General features: G+C 65.9%; 16 protein-coding genes. 12 read left to right on the forward strand and 4 right to left on the reverse strand.

The window, feature by feature from the left end:
- The first annotated feature begins 436 nt into the window (after positions 1 to 436).
- Together ABIF91_RS38540 and ABIF91_RS38545 are read left to right on the forward strand one after the other, a co-directional pair.
- A complete protein-coding gene (locus tag ABIF91_RS38540) occupies positions 437 to 3586 on the forward strand; it encodes an Rne/Rng family ribonuclease (RefSeq protein WP_035672949.1) in 3150 nt (1049 codons plus the stop codon).
- Positions 3587 to 3649: 63 nt separating this feature from the next.
- Positions 3650 to 4882: an NAD(P)/FAD-dependent oxidoreductase gene (locus tag ABIF91_RS38545; RefSeq protein WP_028177221.1), complete on the forward strand. Its 1233-nt coding sequence runs from the start codon at positions 3650 to 3652 to the stop codon at positions 4880 to 4882.
- On the opposite strand, the gene ABIF91_RS38550 is transcribed toward ABIF91_RS38545, so the two are convergent.
- Positions 4879 to 6936, reverse strand: a complete 2058-nt coding sequence (locus ABIF91_RS38550; RefSeq protein ID WP_051052529.1) for a tetratricopeptide repeat protein — start codon at positions 6934 to 6936, stop codon at positions 4879 to 4881. The two genes, ABIF91_RS38545 and ABIF91_RS38550, sit on opposite strands and share 4 nt — an antisense overlap.
- A gap of 54 nt (positions 6937 to 6990) precedes the next feature.
- Between ABIF91_RS38550 and ABIF91_RS38555 the strand changes: the two genes are divergently transcribed.
- The gene (locus ABIF91_RS38555) at positions 6991 to 7125 is read left to right on the forward strand and encodes a hypothetical protein (protein WP_283805371.1); all 135 of its coding nucleotides are present in this window, start codon (positions 6991 to 6993) and stop codon (positions 7123 to 7125) included.
- A 32-nt stretch (positions 7126 to 7157) separates the two neighbouring features.
- Here the strand turns inward: ABIF91_RS38555 and ABIF91_RS38560 are convergent, their stop codons facing one another.
- From ABIF91_RS38560 to ABIF91_RS38570, 3 genes are all read right to left on the reverse strand, one after another.
- The gene (locus ABIF91_RS38560; RefSeq protein ID WP_028177219.1) at positions 7158 to 8492 is read right to left on the reverse strand and encodes a dicarboxylate/amino acid:cation symporter; all 1335 of its coding nucleotides are present in this window, start codon (positions 8490 to 8492) and stop codon (positions 7158 to 7160) included.
- An 83-nt stretch (positions 8493 to 8575) separates the two neighbouring features.
- A complete protein-coding gene (locus ABIF91_RS38565) occupies positions 8576 to 9133 on the reverse strand; it encodes a biotin transporter BioY (RefSeq protein ID WP_028177218.1) in 558 nt (185 codons plus the stop codon).
- 92 nt (positions 9134 to 9225) lie between these two features.
- Positions 9226 to 10413, reverse strand: a complete 1188-nt coding sequence (locus ABIF91_RS38570) for a pyridoxal phosphate-dependent aminotransferase (RefSeq protein WP_424579720.1) — start codon at positions 10411 to 10413, stop codon at positions 9226 to 9228.
- Positions 10414 to 10605: 192 nt separating this feature from the next.
- Between ABIF91_RS38570 and ABIF91_RS38575 the strand changes: the two genes are divergently transcribed.
- The 9 genes from ABIF91_RS38575 to ABIF91_RS38615 all read left to right on the forward strand — a co-directional run bounded on the left by ABIF91_RS38575 (position 10606) and on the right by ABIF91_RS38615 (position 19771).
- Complete coding sequence (locus tag ABIF91_RS38575; RefSeq protein ID WP_028177216.1) at positions 10606 to 12006, forward strand: M48 family metalloprotease; 1401 nt, start codon at positions 10606 to 10608, stop codon at positions 12004 to 12006.
- Positions 12007 to 12104: 98 nt separating this feature from the next.
- Positions 12105 to 12872, forward strand: a complete 768-nt coding sequence (locus ABIF91_RS38580) for a DsbA family protein (RefSeq protein WP_028177215.1) — start codon at positions 12105 to 12107, stop codon at positions 12870 to 12872.
- 225 nt (positions 12873 to 13097) lie between these two features.
- Positions 13098 to 13928 carry a DUF1236 domain-containing protein gene (locus ABIF91_RS38585; protein WP_028177214.1) on the forward strand — a complete coding sequence of 277 codons (831 nt, stop codon included), beginning with the start codon at positions 13098 to 13100 and terminating at the stop codon, positions 13926 to 13928.
- 226 nt (positions 13929 to 14154) lie between these two features.
- Entirely contained in the window at positions 14155 to 14622 is a 468-nt protein-coding gene (gene aroQ, locus ABIF91_RS38590) for a type II 3-dehydroquinate dehydratase (RefSeq protein ID WP_028177213.1), read from the forward strand.
- A 35-nt stretch (positions 14623 to 14657) separates the two neighbouring features.
- The gene (gene accB / locus ABIF91_RS38595; protein ID WP_028177212.1) at positions 14658 to 15146 is read left to right on the forward strand and encodes an acetyl-CoA carboxylase biotin carboxyl carrier protein; all 489 of its coding nucleotides are present in this window, start codon (positions 14658 to 14660) and stop codon (positions 15144 to 15146) included.
- A 97-nt stretch (positions 15147 to 15243) separates the two neighbouring features.
- Positions 15244 to 16602: an acetyl-CoA carboxylase biotin carboxylase subunit gene (accC, locus tag ABIF91_RS38600; RefSeq protein ID WP_028177211.1), complete on the forward strand. Its 1359-nt coding sequence runs from the start codon at positions 15244 to 15246 to the stop codon at positions 16600 to 16602.
- A 105-nt stretch (positions 16603 to 16707) separates the two neighbouring features.
- Positions 16708 to 18234 carry a sensor histidine kinase gene (locus ABIF91_RS38605; RefSeq protein WP_028177210.1) on the forward strand — a complete coding sequence of 509 codons (1527 nt, stop codon included), beginning with the start codon at positions 16708 to 16710 and terminating at the stop codon, positions 18232 to 18234.
- On the forward strand, positions 18231 to 18671 hold the full coding sequence (locus tag ABIF91_RS38610; protein ID WP_028177209.1) for a response regulator: 441 nt from the start codon (positions 18231 to 18233) through the stop codon (positions 18669 to 18671). Before ABIF91_RS38605 ends, ABIF91_RS38610 begins: the two co-directional genes overlap by 4 nt.
- Entirely contained in the window at positions 18668 to 19771 is a 1104-nt protein-coding gene (locus ABIF91_RS38615) for a sensor histidine kinase (RefSeq protein ID WP_028177208.1), read from the forward strand. Before ABIF91_RS38610 ends, ABIF91_RS38615 begins: the two co-directional genes overlap by 4 nt.
- The last annotated feature ends 20 nt before the right edge of the window (positions 19772 to 19791 follow it).

The raw sequence follows: 19791 nt of genomic DNA on the forward strand, positions 1-19791 counted from the left end.
AGGTGGAGCGGGTCAGGCACCGGCGGTGGACGGTCTCGGGTTACCACTCATGTTACCGGGACGGTTCTGACGGCGGCGTAACCCATTACCCGGTCCCTTGATCCCAAGGGAGCGGTTCGTGATCCCCAAGGCGAGCGCGCTCGCGCCGTGCCTGGCCAGCAGCAACTGATTGAAGGGCGGCCTCGCCGCCCAATGTTTCATACGGGCCGACGCTTGATGCGCCAGACTGTGCCGACGAAATCTGAAGGACCATTCGCGACGCTGCGGAGTGACAATCCCGCGCGTCGCAACGGTCCAGAAGCTTCCGGTTCGGCAAGGCGCGAGAGACGGCGTTTCGGCCTTCCCCTCACCCCCGAATCAGGTGGACCGTCGCGTCACCCGGCGGCGCCATACGCGCCCACGGTTTATCGCGTCCGCCGCCGCCAAGAGCTAAGACATGCCCAACAAGATGTTGATCGATGCCACCCACCCGGAAGAGACCCGGGTCGTCGTGGTCCGCGGCAATCGCGTCGAAGAGTTTGATTTCGAGACCGCGCAACGCAAGCAACTGCGCGGGAACATCTACCTCGCCAAGGTCACAAGGGTCGAACCCTCGCTCCAGGCCGCCTTCGTCGAATATGGCGGCAATCGCCACGGCTTCCTCGCCTTCAGCGAAATCCATCCCGACTATTATCAGATTCCGGTCGCCGACCGGCAGGCGCTGATCGAGGCCGAGGAACAGGCCCATCGCGAGGCCGAGGAAGAGAGCGAGAACCGCTCGCACGGCCGCCGCCGTTCGCGCCACCGCAACGCCCGCCGCCGCGGTCATGGCGAGCGCGTGCGCAGCGACATCGTCGAAGGACTCGAGGTCGGCGCCGATCCCGCAGCCCAGCCCTCGGAGGGCGAGGCCCCGCACACCGAAGGCGCGCCGTACGAGGGCGAGCATCTGCACGCCGATGCGGAGCACCGCGGCGAGCACGAGGGCCACGATCACGACCACGATCAGGGCGAACATGCTCATGGCGAGCATGATCACGACGATCATCATGCCCATGATGACGTGCACGCCCGTGATCACGATCATCAGCGCGATCATCACGACCACGATCACCACCACCATGATCATCACGACCATGATCATGCCGACGAGACGCCCGCGCCTGTCGCGGCCGTCGGCGCCGAGCCCATGGTCGCGACCGAGGCCGTTGCCGAGCCGCAGGATGCCCCAACCTTCGAAGCTCACGTTCCCCAAGCGCATGCGGAAGCTCTGGCGGAGGCCGTGACATCGGCGGCCGAGCCGGCCGATGCGATGTACGCCGACGGCGAGAATGCCGAGACGTCCGCCGAGGCTGCGGAAGCAACCAACGAAGACGACGAAGACGAGGACGAGGAAGGCGAGGAAGCCGAAGAGGAAGTCGTCGAATCCGTCGGCGGCGACGATGTGCTGGAGGAAGTGCCGGAGCGCACCTTCCGTCCGCGCCGTCAGTACAAGATCCAGGAAGTCATCAAGCGGCGCCAGGTGATGCTGGTGCAGGTGGTCAAGGAAGAGCGCGGCAACAAGGGCGCCGCGCTGACGACCTACCTCTCGCTCGCCGGCCGCTATGCCGTGCTGATGCCCAACACCGCGCGCGGCGGCGGCATCAGCCGCAAGATCACCAGCGCGCAGGATCGTTCGCGCCTGAAGGAAGTGGTGCAGGATCTCGACGTGCCCGAGGGCATGGGCATCATCCTGCGCACGGCAGGCGCTTCCCGCACCAAGCCCGAGATCAAGCGCGACTTCGAATATCTGATCCGGATGTGGGAAACGGTACGCGACCTCACGCTGAAGTCGCAGGCCCCGACCCTCGTCTACGAGGAAGGCTCGCTGATCAAGCGCTCGCTGCGCGACCTCTACAACAAGGAGATCGACGAGATTCAGGTCGCCGGCGAATCCGGCTACCGCGAAGCCCGCGATTTCATGAAGATGCTGATGCCCGCCAATGTCGGCGCGGTGAAGCAGTATCGCGACGGCCAGCCGCTGTTCTCGCGCATGGGCGTCGAGAGCCAGCTGGACGCGATGTTCTCGCCGACCGTGCAACTGCGCTCCGGCGGCTACATCGTGATCAACCAGACCGAAGCGCTGGTCTCGATCGACGTCAACTCCGGACGATCGACGCGGGAGCACCATATCGAGGACACCGCGCTCAAGACCAATCTGGAGGCGGCTGAAGAGGTCGCCCGCCAGCTCCGGCTGCGCGACCTCGCGGGCCTGATCGTCATCGACTTCATCGACATGGACGAGAAGCGCAACAACCGCGCGGTCGAGCGCAAGCTGTCCGATTGCCTCCGGCAGGATCGCGCGCGCATCCAGGTCGGCCGCATCTCGCATTTCGGCCTGCTCGAGATGTCGCGCCAGCGCATCCGCGCCAGCGTGCTGGAGAGCTCGACCGATCCGTGCCCGCATTGCGGCGGCACCGGCCACGTCCGCTCGGTGTCTTCGGTGGCGCTGCAGCTGCTGCGCGGCCTCGAAGAGATCCTGATGAAGGGCGCGACCCACAATCTCGTGGTCCGCACCCGCACCGACGTCGCGCTCTACGTGCTGAACCACAAGCGTGGCCATCTGCGCGACCTCGAGAACAGCTTCAAGGTCACGCTGTCGGTCATCGCCGATCCCACCGTCAGCGGACCGCAGGCATATGTGATCGACCGCGGCGAGCAGGTGCATACGCTCGAAGCCGCCAAGGCGCTGCTCGCTGCGCAAGTTGCTGCGAGCCCGCCGCCACAGGCCGAAGAAGCCTATGACGACGAGGATGGCTTCGACCTGGAGACCGAATCCGAGGTTGAGACCGACGAGACCGAAGGTCTTGCTGACGAGCAGGCTGCCGGCGAGGCAGCCTCCGAGCAGGACGGCCAGCGCCGCAAGCGCCGTCGCCGCCGGCGCGGCCGCGGTGGCCCGCGCGAGGGTGAGCTGCGCGAGGATACCGCCCCCACGCTTCCCGAAGCGGCCGTGATGGCCGGTGAAGGTGAAGACGATACCGAGTCCGAGCAGGACGGCGAAGACGGCGAGGAACAGGCAGCCCGTGGCGAGCAGCAGGGCAGCGGCGAGCGCCGGCGTCGGCGTGGTCGCCGCGGCGGACGCCGCCGTCGCGGTGGCGGCGAGGAAGGTCTCGCCGGCTCCATCGGCGACGAGCTCGGCGCCAGTCAGCCGTCGGAGGCGACCGATGCGGTTGCCGATTTCGACGGCTTCGGCAGCGAGCCTGCGCCCTCCATCGCACAGGCCGAGCACATCGAGGCCGAGCACATCGCCGAGCCGCAAATCGTGCAGTCCGAACCGCGCGCCGAGGTGCGGACCGAGGCGCCGGCCCAGCCGGAGCCGGCTTCCGCCACGACGACGGCAACGTCAGAAGAGGAGTCCGCCGGCGACAAGGCCGCGCGGCGCCGCTCCACCGTCCGGGAAAAGGTGAGCTTCCTGCTGAACAGCCAGCCCGAGCCGGTGGCGCAGGTGACCGAAGAACCGGTCGCTGCGCCCGCGCCGGCACCCGAGCCTGCGCCGGAGTCCGCAAGCGAAACCCCGGCGGCCCCGCGCCGCGCCGGCTGGTGGTCGCGCCGCTTCGGCGGCGGCGAATAACAGGGACATCCATGAAACCGCCCGGCCAAACCGGGCGGTTTTTGGTTGGCGAGGTCAGTTTCGATGCGACGTGCAATAGTTCTCGGCGGCGGCATGGTCGGTGTGAGCGCGGCGCTGCACCTGCAGCAGCGCGGTTGGTCCGTCACGCTCGTCGACCGCAGGGAGCCGGGCCGCGAGACCAGCTACGGCAATGCCGGGATGATCCAGGCGGAAGCGGTGCGCCCCTATCCCATGCCGCGCGACCTCGCCTCGCTCTTGAAGATCGCGACCGGCCGCACCAACGACGTGCGCTACAGCCTCTCCTCCCTCCATCTCCACATCGAGCCCCTGCTCCGCTACTGGTGGCATTCCGCGCCGAAGCGGCATCGCGAGGCGATCGAGGCGTGGGCACGGCTGATCGCCTACGCGACGGCCGAGCACGACATCCTGATCCGCGAGGCGCATGCCGATAATCTCATCCGCCGTGCCGGCTACCGAGCGTTGTTTCGCGACCCCGCTTCACTGGATCTCTCGATCAAGGCCGCGGAAGAGGATCAGCGCGAATTCGGCGTGAACTTTCGCGTGCTGTCCGGAAGCGAGCTTGCCAAGGCCGAGCCGATCCTGCGCGACGATCTCCCCGGCGCGATCCATTGGCTCGATACCTGGACCGTGTCGGATCCCGGCGCACTGGTCACCGCCTATGCCGAGTTGTTCGAGCGCCTCGGCGGCACGATCGTGCTCGGTGATGCGCAGTCGCTGCAGCAGACCGCGACCGGCTGGTCGGTCGATACCGACCGCGGACGCCTCGATGCTCCCGACGCCGTCGTGACGCTCGGGCCGTGGTCGCCCGACCTCCTCCACAAATTCGGCTATCGCATCCCGCTGGTGCGCAAGCGCGGCTACCACATGCATTACAGCGGCGGCGCGTCGCTCGACCTGCCGCTGATCGACAAGACCGGCGGCTATGCCATGGGTCCGATGGCCAAGGGCATTCGCATCACGACGGGAGCGGAGCTGACGGGACCGGATGTGCTGGCAACACCGGTGCAGCTCGCCAGCGCCGAAGCCTCGGCACGCGAGCTGATCGACCTCGGCAAGCGGGTCGAGCCGGACCCGTGGTTCGGCACTCGGCCTTGCACGCCCGACATGCTCCCGGTGCTCGGCCGCGCCCTGCGCCACCCGGGCCTCTGGATGAACTTCGGCCATGGTCATCAGGGCTTTACGCTGGGACCCGCGACCGGACGCCTGCTCGCCGAGATCATGAGCGGCGAGACGCCGGCGGTCGATCCCACGCCATACCGGCCCGAGCGGTTCTAACTCCCTGCTTTCGCGGCGACGACTGCGAGCGCGGCCGACAGGCGCATCAGCGGGTCGTCCCATTCGCGCGGCCTGCGCTGGCGGAACAGCCGCATGGTCGGATACCAGGGAGTGTCCTCGCGATCGCGCAGCCAGCGCCAGTCGAGCGCGTAAGGCGTGAGCATCCACACCGGACGGCCGAGCGCGCCGGCAAGATGCGCGACCGAAGTGTCGACGGCGACGACGAGATCAAGCGACGCGACGGCCGCCGCCGTATCGGCGAAATCGCCGAGGGCGGGGGCAAGATCGACGATATCGCGGTTGAGAGCCGCAAGGATCGGACCATCCTCGGGGCGCGGCTCCTTTTGCAGACTGTAGAGCTGCACGCCCGGCATCACCAGGCGCGGCAGCACGGCCTCGGCCGACAGCGAGCGCTGCCGGTCGCCCTTGTGCCTGATATTCCCAGCCCAGGCCACGCCGACCTTCAGGGCCGTCACGTCGGCGAGCGCAGACCGCCAGCGCAAAAGTCTTGCGGGCTCGGCATGCAGATACGGAACGTCGGCCGGAATGGTGTCGAGCGTAGTGCCGAACACGCGCGGCAGGCTCATCAGCGGCAGTTGCAGGTCGAACGGCGGCAGCGGCTCGCCGCGCGCGATCACGATCACATCGGGCAGCGTTCGCAGCAGGGAGGCGAGTGCGGGCTGCACCTGGAGGACGATATTTCCGCCCCTCGCCGTCACCATCGGCAGATAGCGAACGAAATGCAGGGCGTCGCCGAGCCCGTATTCGGCAAACAGCAGCAATGTGCGGCCATCGAGCGGCTCCCCCTGCCATTCCGGCTCGCTGAATGTGGGGTCACCGTCCGAGAGCGTCTTGGATTTGTGCCGCCACCGATACGCTTCGAAGCCATTGGCGAAGTCACCGTTCATCAGCAGGAAGTGTGCGTGATTGTACTGGGCGAGCGGCTGCTCGGGATCGAGCGCAACCGCATGGCGCGAGACCGCGAGCGCCTCGTCGATCTCTCCGGCATTGCGCAGCGCCACCGCCAGATTGGCGTGGCCCTTGGCATAGCCGGGATCCGCGGCAACCGCGCAGCGATGGGCGGCAACCGCGTCGGCGAAGCGCTCCTGCTTTTCGCAGATGATGCCGAAATTGGTGTAGGCCGGCGCGTGATCGGGCTTGAGCAGCAGAGCGTGTTCACAGCATGCGATCGCCTCATCGAGCGCGCCGAGCTCGGAGTAGCAGGCGCCGAGATTGGTCGCGATCACGTGGTCCGCCGGATCGAGCGCAAATGTCCGTCTGTAGACCTCGGCGGCCTCGCGCAGCTGACCATCCTCGTGCAGGACGAGGCCGAGCAGGCGCAGCGCCGCGATGTTGTCCGGCGCAAGCGCGACGGCGCGGCGGTACTGCTCGATGGCGTCCCCGAGCAAACCCTGCCGATAGAGCGCCGCGCCAAGACTGCAGAGCAGCCCCGGATTGTCCGGATCGGCGTCAAGGGCGCGACGATAGGCGGCCGCGGCCTCGCCCAGCCTGTTCTGGTCCGCAAGGACGTTGCCGAGATTGAGCCAGGCGCCGCGATAAGCGGGCTCGCGCGCAATCAGCGCGCGATAGGCCTCTTCCGCTTCGGCCAGCCGTCCCTGCTCGGCCAGCGCGACGGCGAGGTTGAAACACGCCCGCGTCAGATGCGTATCGAGCATCATCGCACGGCGATAGGCGACCTCGGCCTCGCCGAAACGCGCGAGCTCGCCGAGCGCCACGCCAAGCTTGTTGTGAAGGCCGGCGTCGTCCGGGCGTCGGCGGAGCGCCCGCTCGAACGCGGCCACGGCCCCCTCATGTTCGCCCTTCACCGCCAGCGCATCGCCCAGCGTGACCAGCGCCGGCGCGTGGTCGGGATCGATGTCGAAGAGGCGGCCCAGCAGCACCGCGCCGTCGGCGGCACGATCCGTGACGAAGGCGGCGACGGCGGCCAGATGCAGCGCCGGGAGGTGATCCGGCTCGGCCCTCAGGACCTCCGCGCACAAGGCATCCGCCTGCTCCGCCCGGCCCGCCGCAAAATGCTCCGCCGCCTGCACCATGATCGGATTCACAGCCGCATTGCCCACGATACCCCCACCCTTTCGAGATCCGAGATGCAGGTTGAACGCGCGAGGTCGAAAATTCCGTCGGTCCGCGCGCACGGCGCAATATCGAAATCGCCGGAGCAAGCGCCCAAAGAAAAAGGGCTGATCGAGGATATCGACCAGCCCGGTTACTTCAGGACCTGACGGCGCATGCGCCGCCGCAGGCGATCGCCGGATCAGTCCGTCGTGATCGCCGTCTCCATGTCGGTCGGATCGATCTGCTTGGCGAGGTTCGCGTTGAGCTTGTCGCGGTCGAGCTCGCCTTCCCACCAGGCCACGATCACGCAGGCGACACCGTTGCCGCACAGATTGGTCAGCGCGCGGCACTCGCTCATGAACTTGTCGATGCCGAGCACGATCGCCATGCCCGGCACGAGGCGTGGATCCACCACGGCGAGCGTCGCCGCCAGCGTGATGAAGCCCGCGCCGGTGATGCCGGAGGCGCCCTTCGAGGTCAGCATCGCCACGACCAGGATCGTGAGTTGCTGGCCGAAGGAAAGATCGACGCCGAGCGCCTGCGCGATGAACAGGGTCGCCAACGTCATGTAGATGTTGGTGCCGTCGAGGTTGAACGAGTAGCCCGTGGGCACCACGAGGCCGACCACCGACTTGGAGCAGCCGAGCCGCTCCAGCTTCTCCATGAGGGACGGCAGCGCGCTTTCCGAGGACGAGGTGCCGAGCACGATCAGCAACTCGTCCTTGATGTAGGCCAGGAACTTGAAGATCGAGAAGCCGGCCATGCGCGCGATGAGGCCGAGCACGACGAACACGAACAGCGCCGCGGTGACATAGAACGTGGCGATGAGACCGAGCAGGTTGAGGATGGCGCCGGTACCGAACTTGCCGATCGTATAGGCCATCGCACCGAACGCACCTATCGGCGCTGCGCGCATGACGATCGAGATGACGCCGAACACCGCGTGCGCAGCATCGTCGATGAAGCTGCGAATCGTATGGCCGCGCTCGCCGAGGCTCATCAAAGCAAAGCCGAACAGCACCGCGAACAGCAGCACCTGCAGAATTTCGCCTTGTGCGAAGGCGCCGACCACGGTGTCGGGAATGATGTGCAGCACGAAGTCGACGGACCTCTGGCCGGCGGCCTGCTTGGCGTAGCCTGCAACGGCCGCCTCGTTCGCCGCCGCATTGCCGAAGCCGGAGCCCGGCTTGACGAGATTGCCGACGATGAGACCGATCACCAGTGCGAAGGTCGAGACGACCTCGAAATAGACCAGCGCCTTGACGCCGATGCGGCCGACCTTCTTGGCGTCCTGGATGTGCGCGATGCCGGAAACGACGGTGCAGAAGATGATCGGGGCGATCACCATCTTGATCAGCTTGATGAAGCCGTCGCCGAGCGCCTTGATCCATTCGTTGGTGGCGACCTGCGGCCATAGCCAGCCGACGATGGCACCGAGCACGATCGCGATCAGCACCTGGACGTAGAGGACCTTGTACCACGGTTTGGCGACGGGCGGCGCGACCGGCGCTCCCGCCATCGTTGTCGTCGTCATGGTTTCACTCCCCCTCAAAACACCGGCCAGCCAAGATCAACTTGGCCGGCCCTGTCAATTGGAACTGCTGGTTGTAGCGCGTTTTACCCGCGGCGCTCGACGATCCGACGCGCCGCCGGCATCAGGGCCGCGCCGAGCGCATTCTTGACCAGTGAGGCCGCAATGAACGGCACGATGCCGACCTGCCAGGCCTTGGCGGCGCCGAGACCCAGGCCAAAAGCCAGCCAGCCGAAGCCGGCGGCCAGAATGGCGATATGGCCAACGGCCATCGCCGCAAACAGCAGCATCACGCTGCGATCCCAGCCGCGCTCGGCGAGCCAGCCGGTCACGAAGGCAGCCAGCACGAAACCGAACAGATAGCCCGCGGTCGGGCCGACCAGCGGCGCAATCCCACCCACGGGACCGGCGAACACCGGCAGCCCGATCGCGCCCTCGGCGAGGTAGGCAATCATGGTTGCGCTGCCAAGCCGCCAGCCATAGGCGGCGCCGATCATCAGCACCACCAGCGTCTGCAGCGTCATCGGCACATAGGGCAGCGGCAGGTTCACCTTGGCCGACAGCGCCATCAGCGCGGTGCCGAGCGCAATCAGCACGACGGCACGCAGCGCGCCGACGGCTTCGCCCGGCCGGGTCGGCCACATCAAAGCGGCGAGAGAGGAATGTGGCGCAGCGGCGGACGGGACGGAACGGTCTGACAAGTTGAACTCCGGAAGGCTGAAGAAAACTGGCGCAGTTATTTAAGCCATTCAGCAATCCGGTCAACTGCCTCTCGCATCTCGTCGGGCGAGCGGGCATAGGAAAACCGTATGAATGAACGGCCATGGATGGGATCGAAATCGACGCCGGGCGTTGCCGCCACGCGTGCCAGCTCCAGCATTTGCTTGGCGAACTCGAAACTGTCCGGGGTGAAATCCGAGACGTCGGCGTAAAGATAGAAGGCGCCATCGGCGGGCAGGAATCTCGTCAGTCCGGCCTTGGGCAATCCATCGATCAGGATACGCCGGTTTTCCTGATAGCCGTGCTTGATCTCCTCCATCTCGGCCGCGCCGTCGAAGGCAGCCTCTGCCGCGATCTGCGACAGCGACGGCACCGAGATCGAGAGGTTCTGCTGGAGCCGCTCGATCGGCCGCACCAGGATCTCGGGCACGACCATCCAGCCGACGCGCCAGCCCGTCATGCAAAAATACTTCGAGAACGAGTTGATCACGAGTGCGTGCTCGGACAGCGCCGCCGCCGTCACGGCTGGAAATGCGTAGTCGAGCCCGTGATAGATCTCATCCGAGATGAAACGGATGCCAGCGTCTTCCGCGGCCGCGATGAGACCGGCGAGCGCTTCGCGGGACATCATCGTGCCCGTCGGATTGGCCGGGCTGCCGACCAGCACGCCCTTCAGCGGCGCCCTGCGATGGGCGGCGATGAGCGCCTCACCGGTGAGCGCGTGGCGCGTCTCGTTCGTGGTCTCGATCAGCACCGGCTCGCAGCCGAGCGCGGTGAGGATATGACGGTACGGTGGATAGCCCGGCACCGTCACGGCGACGCGATCGCCGGGCTCGAACATCGACAGGAAAGCCAGGATGAAACCGCCCGAGGAACCTGTGGTCACCACGATCCGCTCGGGGCTGACGTCGCAGCGGTACGTGTCGCGATAATGGCGCGCGATGCGCTCGCGCAGGCTGGGGATGCCAAGCGCGGAGGTATAATCGATCCGTCCGGCCTCGAGCGCCGCATGAGCGGCTGCGATCGCGGTCCTGGGCGCGCCGGCCGCGGGCTGGCCGACCTCCATATGGATGACACGACCACCGGCGGCCTCGATTCGGGCTGCCGCCGCCATGACGTCCATCACCATGAACGGGGGAACATCGCTGCGGCGGGAGGGCTCGAGCCACTGCCCCAACCGGTTCCTCAAGGTCGCATCGTGCATCGATTTCTGCTATTCGCTGGCGGACCGGATCCGTCCGGTCCGGAAAACAGGGCGCTTGCGCCCCAGACTGGCCGTATTGTACGGCTCATAAAGGGCACGGCTCACAAGGGGCATATCGCGGATCCGGTCCGCCGCCAATCGCCAAACCAATCACGAAACTGCTGACCAAGACCGTTTGACCCAGACCGCTCGATGTTGCTCAGGATCGCATTGCGCCAGAAGGCCTCCGCTCTCACCGCCCTCGTCACGGCTGCGGCCATCGCGCTGACGCCGTTCTCGGCCGCGCGGGCACAGGCCAAGGGGCCGCCGGTCCTGCGCGACACCGAGACCGAGCAGCTGCTGCGCGAATACACCCGTCCGATCCTGCGCGTCGCGGGTCTGGAGAAGCAGAACATCCAGATGGTGATCATCAACGACGGCTCGTTCAACGCGTTCGTCGCGGACGGCCGCCGCATCTTCGTCAATTGGGGCGCGATCCTCCAGTCGGAGACGCCGAACCAAATCATCGGCGTGCTCGCGCACGAGACCGGACATCTGGCCGGCGGTCACCTGTCCAAGCTGCGCGAGCAGCTCGCCACGGCCCAGACCCAGATGATCATTGCGATGCTGCTCGGCGCCGGCGCGATCGCCGCCGGCAGCACCCGCAGCTCGAGCGCCGGCAACAACGGGCTGGCCAATGCCGGCGCAGCCGCGATCGCCGCTCCGCAGGAGATGATCCGCCGTACGCTGCTATCCTACCAGCGCCAGCAGGAGGAGAACGCCGACCGCGCCGGCGTGAAATTCCTGACTGCGACCCAGCAATCGCCGAAGGGCATGTACGAGACCTTCAAGCGCTTCACCAGCGAGAGCCTGTTCGCTTCGCGCGGCGCCGATCCCTATCTCCAGTCGCATCCGATGCCGGCCGAGCGCGTCGCCGCACTCCAGGAATTCGCAGGCACCAGCCCATACTGGAGCAAGAAGGACGATCCCGCGCTTCAGCTCCGGCACGACATGGTCCGCGCCAAGATATCAGCCTTCATGGAGCGGCCGGAGACGGTGTACCGCCGCTATCCCCAGACCAACGACAGCCTGCCGGCGCGGTATGCCCGCGCCATCAGCACCTATCTGCACGGGGATTTGCGCAGCGCGCTCACTCAGATCGACGCGCTGATCCAGGTTCAGCCGAACAACCCGTACTTCTACGAAGTGCGCGGCCAGGCGCTTTTGGAGAGCGGCAAGCCGGGCGAAGCGATCGCTCCCCTGCGCAAGGCAGCGCAGCTCTCGAACAATGCCCCCCTCATCGAGATGTTACTTGGGCAGGCTCTGGTTGGAACCGATAATAAAGCCTACACCGACGATGCCGTTCGGATTCTCCGCGCTGCGGTAGCTCGAGAGCCCGAGGCATCGCTCGGTTATACCCAGCTCGCAATGGCCTATGGCCGGAAGGGAGATTACGCCGAGGCAGATCTCGCCTCGGCCCAGGCCGCTTACTTGCGCGGCGACAACAAGACCGCCCGCGAGCTAGCAACGCGCGCGAAAACCCGTTTCGCCATCGGCACGCCCGGATGGGTCAAGGCCGACGACATCGTGGCGGCGAAGCCGCCGCGCAACTGACGCAACTCGAACGACGCCCGATACCACGACGTCACGACACCGAGCTTAAGTCCGCCGGGACGTTTATCGAAACCTGCTTTGGATAAGAGGATTTACCTATGCCTTCGCTGCGCCTGCTTGCTCCCGCATTGTTCGCGCTCGCCATGTTCGGCGCAGCCGTGCCCGCGTCGGCCGACAGCTTCTCCGATGCCCAGCGCACCGACATCGAGGCCATCATCAAGAACTACCTCGTCAGCCATCCCGAGGTGCTCGAGGAGGCCATGGCCGAGCTCAGCAAGCGTCAGGCCGCGGCCGAAACGCAGAAGCACGAGGCCAGCATCGCGCAGAATGCCGATGCGATCTTCAACTCGCCGCGCCAGGTTGTGCTCGGCAACAAGGACGGCGACGTCACCTTCGTCGAGTTCTTCGACTACAATTGCGGCTACTGCAAGCGCGCCATGGACGACATGCTCACTCTCATGAAGAGCGATCCGAAGCTGAAGGTCGTGCTGAAAGAGTTTCCGGTGCTGAGCCAGGGGTCGGTCGAAGCGGCCCAGGTCGCAGTCGCGGTGCGCATGCAGGATCCCTCGGGCAAGAAATATCTCGACTTCCACCAGAGACTGCTCGGCGGCCGGGGCGCCGCCGACAAGGCGCGCGCGATTCAGGCGGCGAAGGAAGCCGGCCTCGACACGGCTCGAATCGAGAAGGACATCGCCAGCCCCGAGGTGCGCGCCACCATCGAGGAGAACTTCAAGCTTGCCGAAGCGATGGGCATGAACGGCACGCCGAGCTACGTCATCGGCAAGCAGATCGTGATCGGCGCCGTCGGTGTCGAAGGCCTCAGGGAAAAGATCGGCATCGCCCGCTGCGGCAAGGCGACTTGCTGAAGGCGACTTGCTGATCGCGCCTTGCACAACTCGTGCATGCAAAGGGCCGGCTGAAGAGCCGGCCTCTTTTTTTTCGCGCGCCAAACGTTGGCGTCTTCGTGCGAAGTCGTTCATCTGGCGTTCAACAAACAAATGCCGCGGAACAGACGAAGTTCCGGAACAACTCAAATCTCCTTTCGTTGTCGGCGCGGGCAATGACGCAAGAAACACGTGAGGAGAATTTCGATGTTGAACCGCTTTATGATCTCGGTTGCCGCAGTCGCACTCGTCGCGGGGACCGGTCTGGCAAACGCACAGGGCACCATGGGCCGCGACAGCGGTGGCAGCGCCGGTGGCTCGCAGCAGATGCAGCAATCGCAGCCTTCCGGCGGCGCCGCGGAGCGCGGTGGCTCGATGGGTCGCGATTCCATGAGCCATGACAAGGGTACTGTCGGCCAGGCCGGCGGCTCCAGCACGATGAAGTCCGATCGCGCCTCGGAAGACAAGTCCGGTGCGATGAAGGACGAGCGCCCGGGCGGCGCGATGAACAAGAACGCGGCCGAGGACAAGGCCGGCGCCACCAAGGGCCAGCGCACCGACGATCGCGCGCAGGGTCAAATGGACAAGTCCCAGCAGGACAAGTCCAAGAGCATGAGCCAGGACACCAGCAAGTCCGGCAGCAAGGACCAGAAGGACATGAAGGCTGAGGGCAGCAAGAGCGGCACCTCGACCAACAACGCCGAGAACCGGCCGGGCACCGGCACCAACCAGAATGCGCAGGGCCAGAGCTCGACCACGGTCGGCCAGGCCGGTGCCGCTGCAAAGCTCTCGACCGAGCAGCGGACGCAGATCACGTCGGTGATCCGCGAGCAGCGCGTCGCTCCGGTGACGAACGTGAACTTCTCGATCTCGGTCGGCACCCGCATCCCGCGGGAGGGCATTACGCTGCACGCCCTGCCGTCGCGGGTCGTGAGCATTTATCCGGAGTGGCGGAGCTACAGGTACGTCCTGGTCCGCGATGAGATCGTGATCATCGATCCGGACACCTACGAGATCGTGGCGGTCCTGAACGTCTAAGGCAGGACAGCGGCAACTTCGGGGGCGGGCAGCAATGCCCGCCCCTTTGCATTCGGCCCGCAGCCATGCTTCGGACTGGTTAACAAGCAATTTCCGTAGTTTCCGCACAGATTTTTGCGCACTGGGTGAGGTACCTGAACCCGCCCCTGAGGCCCTTCGAGGCTTCCCCTCACGCGCTTTGTTACCTATAACCCCGCCACGCCGAAACACCTCTTCCGGGATTGGAATGGCCGAACCTGCAACCGACACGATCCTCGTCCTGAACGGGCCGAACCTCAACATGCTGGGGACGCGCGAGCCCGAAAAGTATGGTCATGCGACGCTGGCCGACGTCGAGGCGCTGTGCCGGGAGACAGCGGCGACCTTCGGCCTGAAGGCCGACTGCCGGCAGTCCAACCGCGAAGGCGAGCTGATCGACTTCATCCATGAGGCGCACCGGCGCAAGATGAAGGGCATCGTCATCAATGCCGGCGGCTATTCCCACACCTCCATCGCGCTGCACGACGCACTGCTCGCGGTGCAGATCCCGACGGTCGAGGTGCACGTGACCAACATCCATGCCCGCGAGAGCTTTCGTCACCATTCCTACACCGCACGCGCGGCCTTCGCCTCGCTCTGCGGTTTCGGCATCGAAGGCTACCGCCTCGCCATTCAGGGCCTTGCCGCCAAGCTCGGCATCAAGCCCAACGCCTGACGCTCCCTTCCAACAGAACATTCGGATCAAACAACATGGCGCGCCAGCCAGACGACAAAGCAGCCGCAAAGTTTTCCAGCGAGGATTCGGCGCTCATCCGCGAGCTTGCCTTGCTGCTCGATGAGACCAGCCTGACCGAGATCGAGATCGAGCGGGCGGGGCTGCGCCTGCGCGTCGCCCGCAACATCAGCGTGGCCGCGACCATGCCGCTGCCGGTGGCGGCCGCTCCTGCCGCCATGACGGCGGCTGCAAGCGCGACCGCCACTGCCGCTTCCGATCTGTCGAAGCATCCCGGCGCCGTGACCTCGCCGATGGTCGGCACCGCCTATTGGGCGCCGGAGCCGGGCGCAAAGCCGTTCATCGAGGTCGGCACCAAGGTCTCGGTCGGCCAGACGCTGCTGATCATCGAAGCCATGAAGACGATGAACCAGATCCCTTCGCCGCGCGCCGGCACGGTGACGCAGATCCTGGTCGAGGATGGCCAGCCGGTCGAGTACGGCGAGCCGCTGGTGATCATCGAGTAGGCGAATGGGGAGTAGCGAATAGCGAATGGTGTCACCAATCGCTGCTCGCTATTCGCCACTCGCCATTCGCTACTCCCTATTCGCCCGCTGAGGCACCATGTTCGACAAGATCCTCATAGCCAATCGCGGCGAGATCGCCCTTCGCATCCTCAGGGCCTGCAAGGAGCTCGGGATCGCGACCGTCGCCGTGCACTCCACGGCCGACGCCGACGCCATGCATGTGCGGCTGTCGGACGAGAGCGTGTGCATCGGGCCGCCTTCATCCAAGGACAGCTATCTCAACGTACCCGCGCTGCTCGCGGCCTGCGAGATCACGGGCGCCGATGCCGTGCATCCCGGTTACGGCTTCCTCTCCGAGAACGCGCGCTTTGCGGAAATCCTCGCCGAGCACAATCTGCATTTCATCGGCCCGAAGGCCGAGCACATCCGCCTGATGGGCGACAAGATCGAGGCCAAGAAGACGGCGAAGCGCCTCGGCATTCCCGTGGTGCCCGGCTCCGATGGCGCGGTCGGCCCCGATGACGACGCGATGGCGATCGCCAGGAAGATCGGCTTCCCGGTGCTGGTGAAGGCGGCGGCCGGCGGCGGCGGCCGCGGCATGAAGGTCGCGCACAGCGAGGCCGACCTCCAGCTGGCGCTGTCGACGGCGGCCAACGAGGCCAGGTCCGCCTTTGGCGATGCGTCCGTCTATCTGGAAAAATATCTCCAGAAGCCGCGCCACATCGAGATCCAGATCCTCGGCGACGGCCGCGGCGGCGCGATCCATCTCGGCGAGCGCGACTGCTCGCTGCAGCGCCGTCACCAGAAGGTCTGGGAGGAAGGCCCCTCGCCCGTGCTGTCCGCCGCGGCGCGGGCCAGGATCGGCGAGACCTGCGCGAAAGCGATGCGCGAGATGAAATATCTCGGTGTCGGCACCATCGAGTTCCTGTTCGAGGACGGCGAGTTCTACTTCATCGAGATGAACACCCGCATCCAGGTCGAGCATCCCGTCACCGAGAGCATCACCGACATCGACCTCGTGCTGGAGCAGATCCGCATCGCCGCCGGCGGCGACCTGCCCGCCAGGCAGGACGAAATCCAGGTCATCGGCCACGCGATCGAGTGCCGCATCAACGCCGAGAATCCGCAGACCTTCCGCCCCTCGCCTGGCCGGATCCTGCAATATCATCCGCCCGGCGGCCTCGGCGTCCGGATCGATTCCGCCGTCTATCAGGGCTACACGATCCCGCCTTATTACGATTCACTCGTCGGCAAGCTGATCGTGCACGGCAAGACCCGCGCCGAATGCCTGATGCGGCTGCGCCGGGCGCTGGACGAGATGGTGGTTGAAGGCATCGAGACCACGCTGCCGCTGTTCCGTGCACTGGTGCGCGAAGACGACATCATCAACGGCGACTACCACATCCATTGGCTGGAGCAGTACCTCGCCGGCAAGCCGGAACCCGAAGCGGGTTAGTCCTCCTCTTATGGAACCCTTTGGCCCCAATCGCGTTCTGGACGGTTGGGGCTAGTTCCAAAGGGGGCGTCTTGAATTCCATTGAACGCAGACAGGTGAACCGCCGTGACGGCTGAAGGCCAGCGACGGCGCGCATTCTGGCAGATCCTGCTGTTCGCGGCGGGCCTTTCGGTGCTGACCGTGATCAGCGCCGGCTCCGTCTATCTCGTCAACAAGGCGCGGGAAGACAGCAAATGGGTGGTTCACACCATCGAGGTGGAGAACCAGGTCAACACCCTGTTGCTCGAGGTCCGGCGCGCAGAGAGCGGCGCTCGCGGCTACCTCCTGACGCAGGGGGAGAATTTCAGGGTCGACCATGAAAAGGCCGTGTCGGCGATCATCCCCGCCCTCGACAAGCTGACGCGCCTGAGCGGCGACAATCCAGCGCAACGCGAGAACGTCGAAAAGCTGAGCGCGGCGATCGAAATCCGCCTCAGCCAGTTCGCGCAGGAAATGGTCTTCATCCAGCAGGGCCAGCCGGACAAGGCCGCGGCAATGGTGCGCGAGGCCGCAGCCCAGGACACCACGACGAGGATCGCCACCGTCGCGAACGCGATGATCCAGGAGGAGGAGCGCCTGTTCCGCCTCCGCACTGCCAATTCCGACCGCAGCCAGACCCTCGCCGCGTCGATGACCGGCATCGGCTCCGGCCTCGTGGTGGTGCTGGCGATGCTCTCGATCTGGCTGGTGCGGCGGTCGGCCCGCGCCCGGGACGAAGCCGAAGCACGCCTGCGCGATGCCAACGTCAATCTGGAGGCCGTCGTCGACGAACGCACGGCAGACCTGCGCGAAGCCAACGACGAGATCCAGCGCTTTGCCTATATCGTCAGCCACGATCTGCGCTCGCCGCTCGTCAACATCATGGGCTTCACCAGCGAACTTGAGGAGCTCGGCGGCGACATCTTCCGCCGCATCAGCAGCCTCACTCATGTCTCTGCGGAGGGCGCACCGCTGGCCCCCGCCGGGCCGGGCGAGATCGCGCTCGATGGCGCCGACAAGCAGCTTTCGGAGGATTTTTCCGAAGCGCTCGCCTTTATCAAGACGTCGATCGCCAAGATGGACCGGCTGATCTCGGCCATCCTCAACCTCACGCGCGAGGGCCGGCGCGAATTCCAGCCGGTGAAGATCGACACGCGCGAGCTGATCGAGGCCATCGTCTCGACGTTGGCGCACCAGGCGGCCGAGGCGCAGGCCGAGATCCACCTCGAGCCCCTGCCAGACTTCGTGAGCGACCGTCTCGCCCTCGAGCAGATCTTCTCGAACCTGATCGACAATGCGGTCAAATATCTCAAGCCCGGCATGCCCGGCGAGATCAGAATCCGCGGGCGCACCAAGCTCGGCTACGCTATCTTCGAGATCAGCGACAACGGCCGCGGGATCGATCCGAAGGATCACCAGCGGATATTCGACCTGTTCCGCCGCGCGGGAACCCAGGACAAGCCCGGCCAGGGCATCGGTCTTGCGCATGTCCGTGCACTTGTGCGTCGCCTCGGCGGCACCATGTCGGTATCATCGGAACTGAACGCAGGCAGCACCTTCACGATCACGCTGCCGATCGCCTGGAATGTGAGCAACCGGAACACAGATCGATGACCCAGCCTGTCACCATCATCATGATCGAGGACGACGAGGGCCACGCCCGCCTGATCGAGCGCAATATCCGCCGCTCCGGCGTCAACAACGAGATCGTCTCCTTCCAGAACGGCACGGACGCGATGATGCACCTGTTTGGTGCCGACCGCTCCGGGCTGGTTCAGAAGGGCAATGCGCTCTTGATCCTGCTCGATCTCAACCTCCCCGACATGACCGGGATCGACATCCTGAAGCAGATCAAGGAGAACAAATATCTGAAGGCCTCGCCCGTGGTGGTGCTGACCACCACCGACGATTCCCAGGAAATCAAGCGCTGCTACGAGCTCGGCTGCAACGTCTACATCACCAAGCCCGTCAACTACGAGAATTTCGCCAACGCCATCCGGCAGCTCGGGCTGTTCTTCTCGGTCATCCAGGTCCCGCCCGCCGCCACATGAACCAGCCCACGCCGACACTGCTCTACATCGACGACGACGGCGCGCTGGCGCGCCTAGTCGACCGCGGCCTGACGCGGCGCGGCTACAGGGTCGTTCACGCCGCGAGCGGCGAGGAAGGTCTCGAGCGCATCCGCCGTGCCAGCGCCGAAGGCGGAATCGACGTCGTTGCACTCGACCAGTACATGCCGGGCCTCGACGGGCTGGAGACGCTCGAGCAGATCATGGCGATCCCGGACGCGCCGCCGGTCGTATTCGTCACCGCCTCGCAGGACTCCAGCATCGCGGTCACCGCGCTGAAGGCGGGTGCGGCCGACTATCTGGTGAAGGACGTCCAGGGCGACTTCATCCCGCTCCTCCACGTCGCCGCCGAAGGCGCGCTGCGCCAGGCCGCGCTGCAGAGGGCGCGCGAGGAAGCCGAAGCCGAGATCCACGCCTCGCGCGACCGCTACGCGGCGCTCGCCGCCGAACGCGAGCTCCTGCTGCGCGAGGTCAACCACCGCGTCGGCAATTCGCTCCAGATCATCGCCTCGTTGCTGCACCTTCAGGCGAGCTCCGCCGCGCAGGACGAGGTCAAGGCGGCGCTGACCAATGCGATGGGCCGCGTCGCCGCGGTCGCGCAGGTGCACCGCCGCCTCTACACCTCGCAGGACCTGAAAAGCGTGGTCCTGAATCAGTATCTGGACTCGCTGCTCGAGGATCTCCGCCGCTCGGCCGAAGGCAACCGGATGTCGCGCCTGACGCTGAAGGCCGAGCCGATCGAGATCGATCCGGACCGTGCGGTCGCCGTCGGCATCATCGTCAACGAGCTGGTGATGAACGCGGTGAAATACGCCTATCCCGACGGCGCCGGCCCGATCCATGTCGAGCTGGTCTCGGAGGGCGACGATCTCCTGCTCTCGATCACCGACGATGGCGTCGGCGACAACGTCAAGGCCGATCCGCGCTCCACCGGCATGGGCCAGCGCATCGTCGCCGCCATGGCCTCCAAGCTCGATGCCTCGGTCGAGCGCGATCCCGCGCATACCGGAACCCGGGTCGTGCTGAAGTTCGGCCGCGTGCCCGCAGCCCCCGGCAAGACCAGCACCGCCGCCGCGAGCTGACCTCGCGCCGGGTTGCGCCA

The organism is Bradyrhizobium sp. USDA 241 (assembly GCF_049739505.1).
Lineage (GTDB): Bacteria > Pseudomonadota > Alphaproteobacteria > Rhizobiales > Xanthobacteraceae > Bradyrhizobium > Bradyrhizobium liaoningense.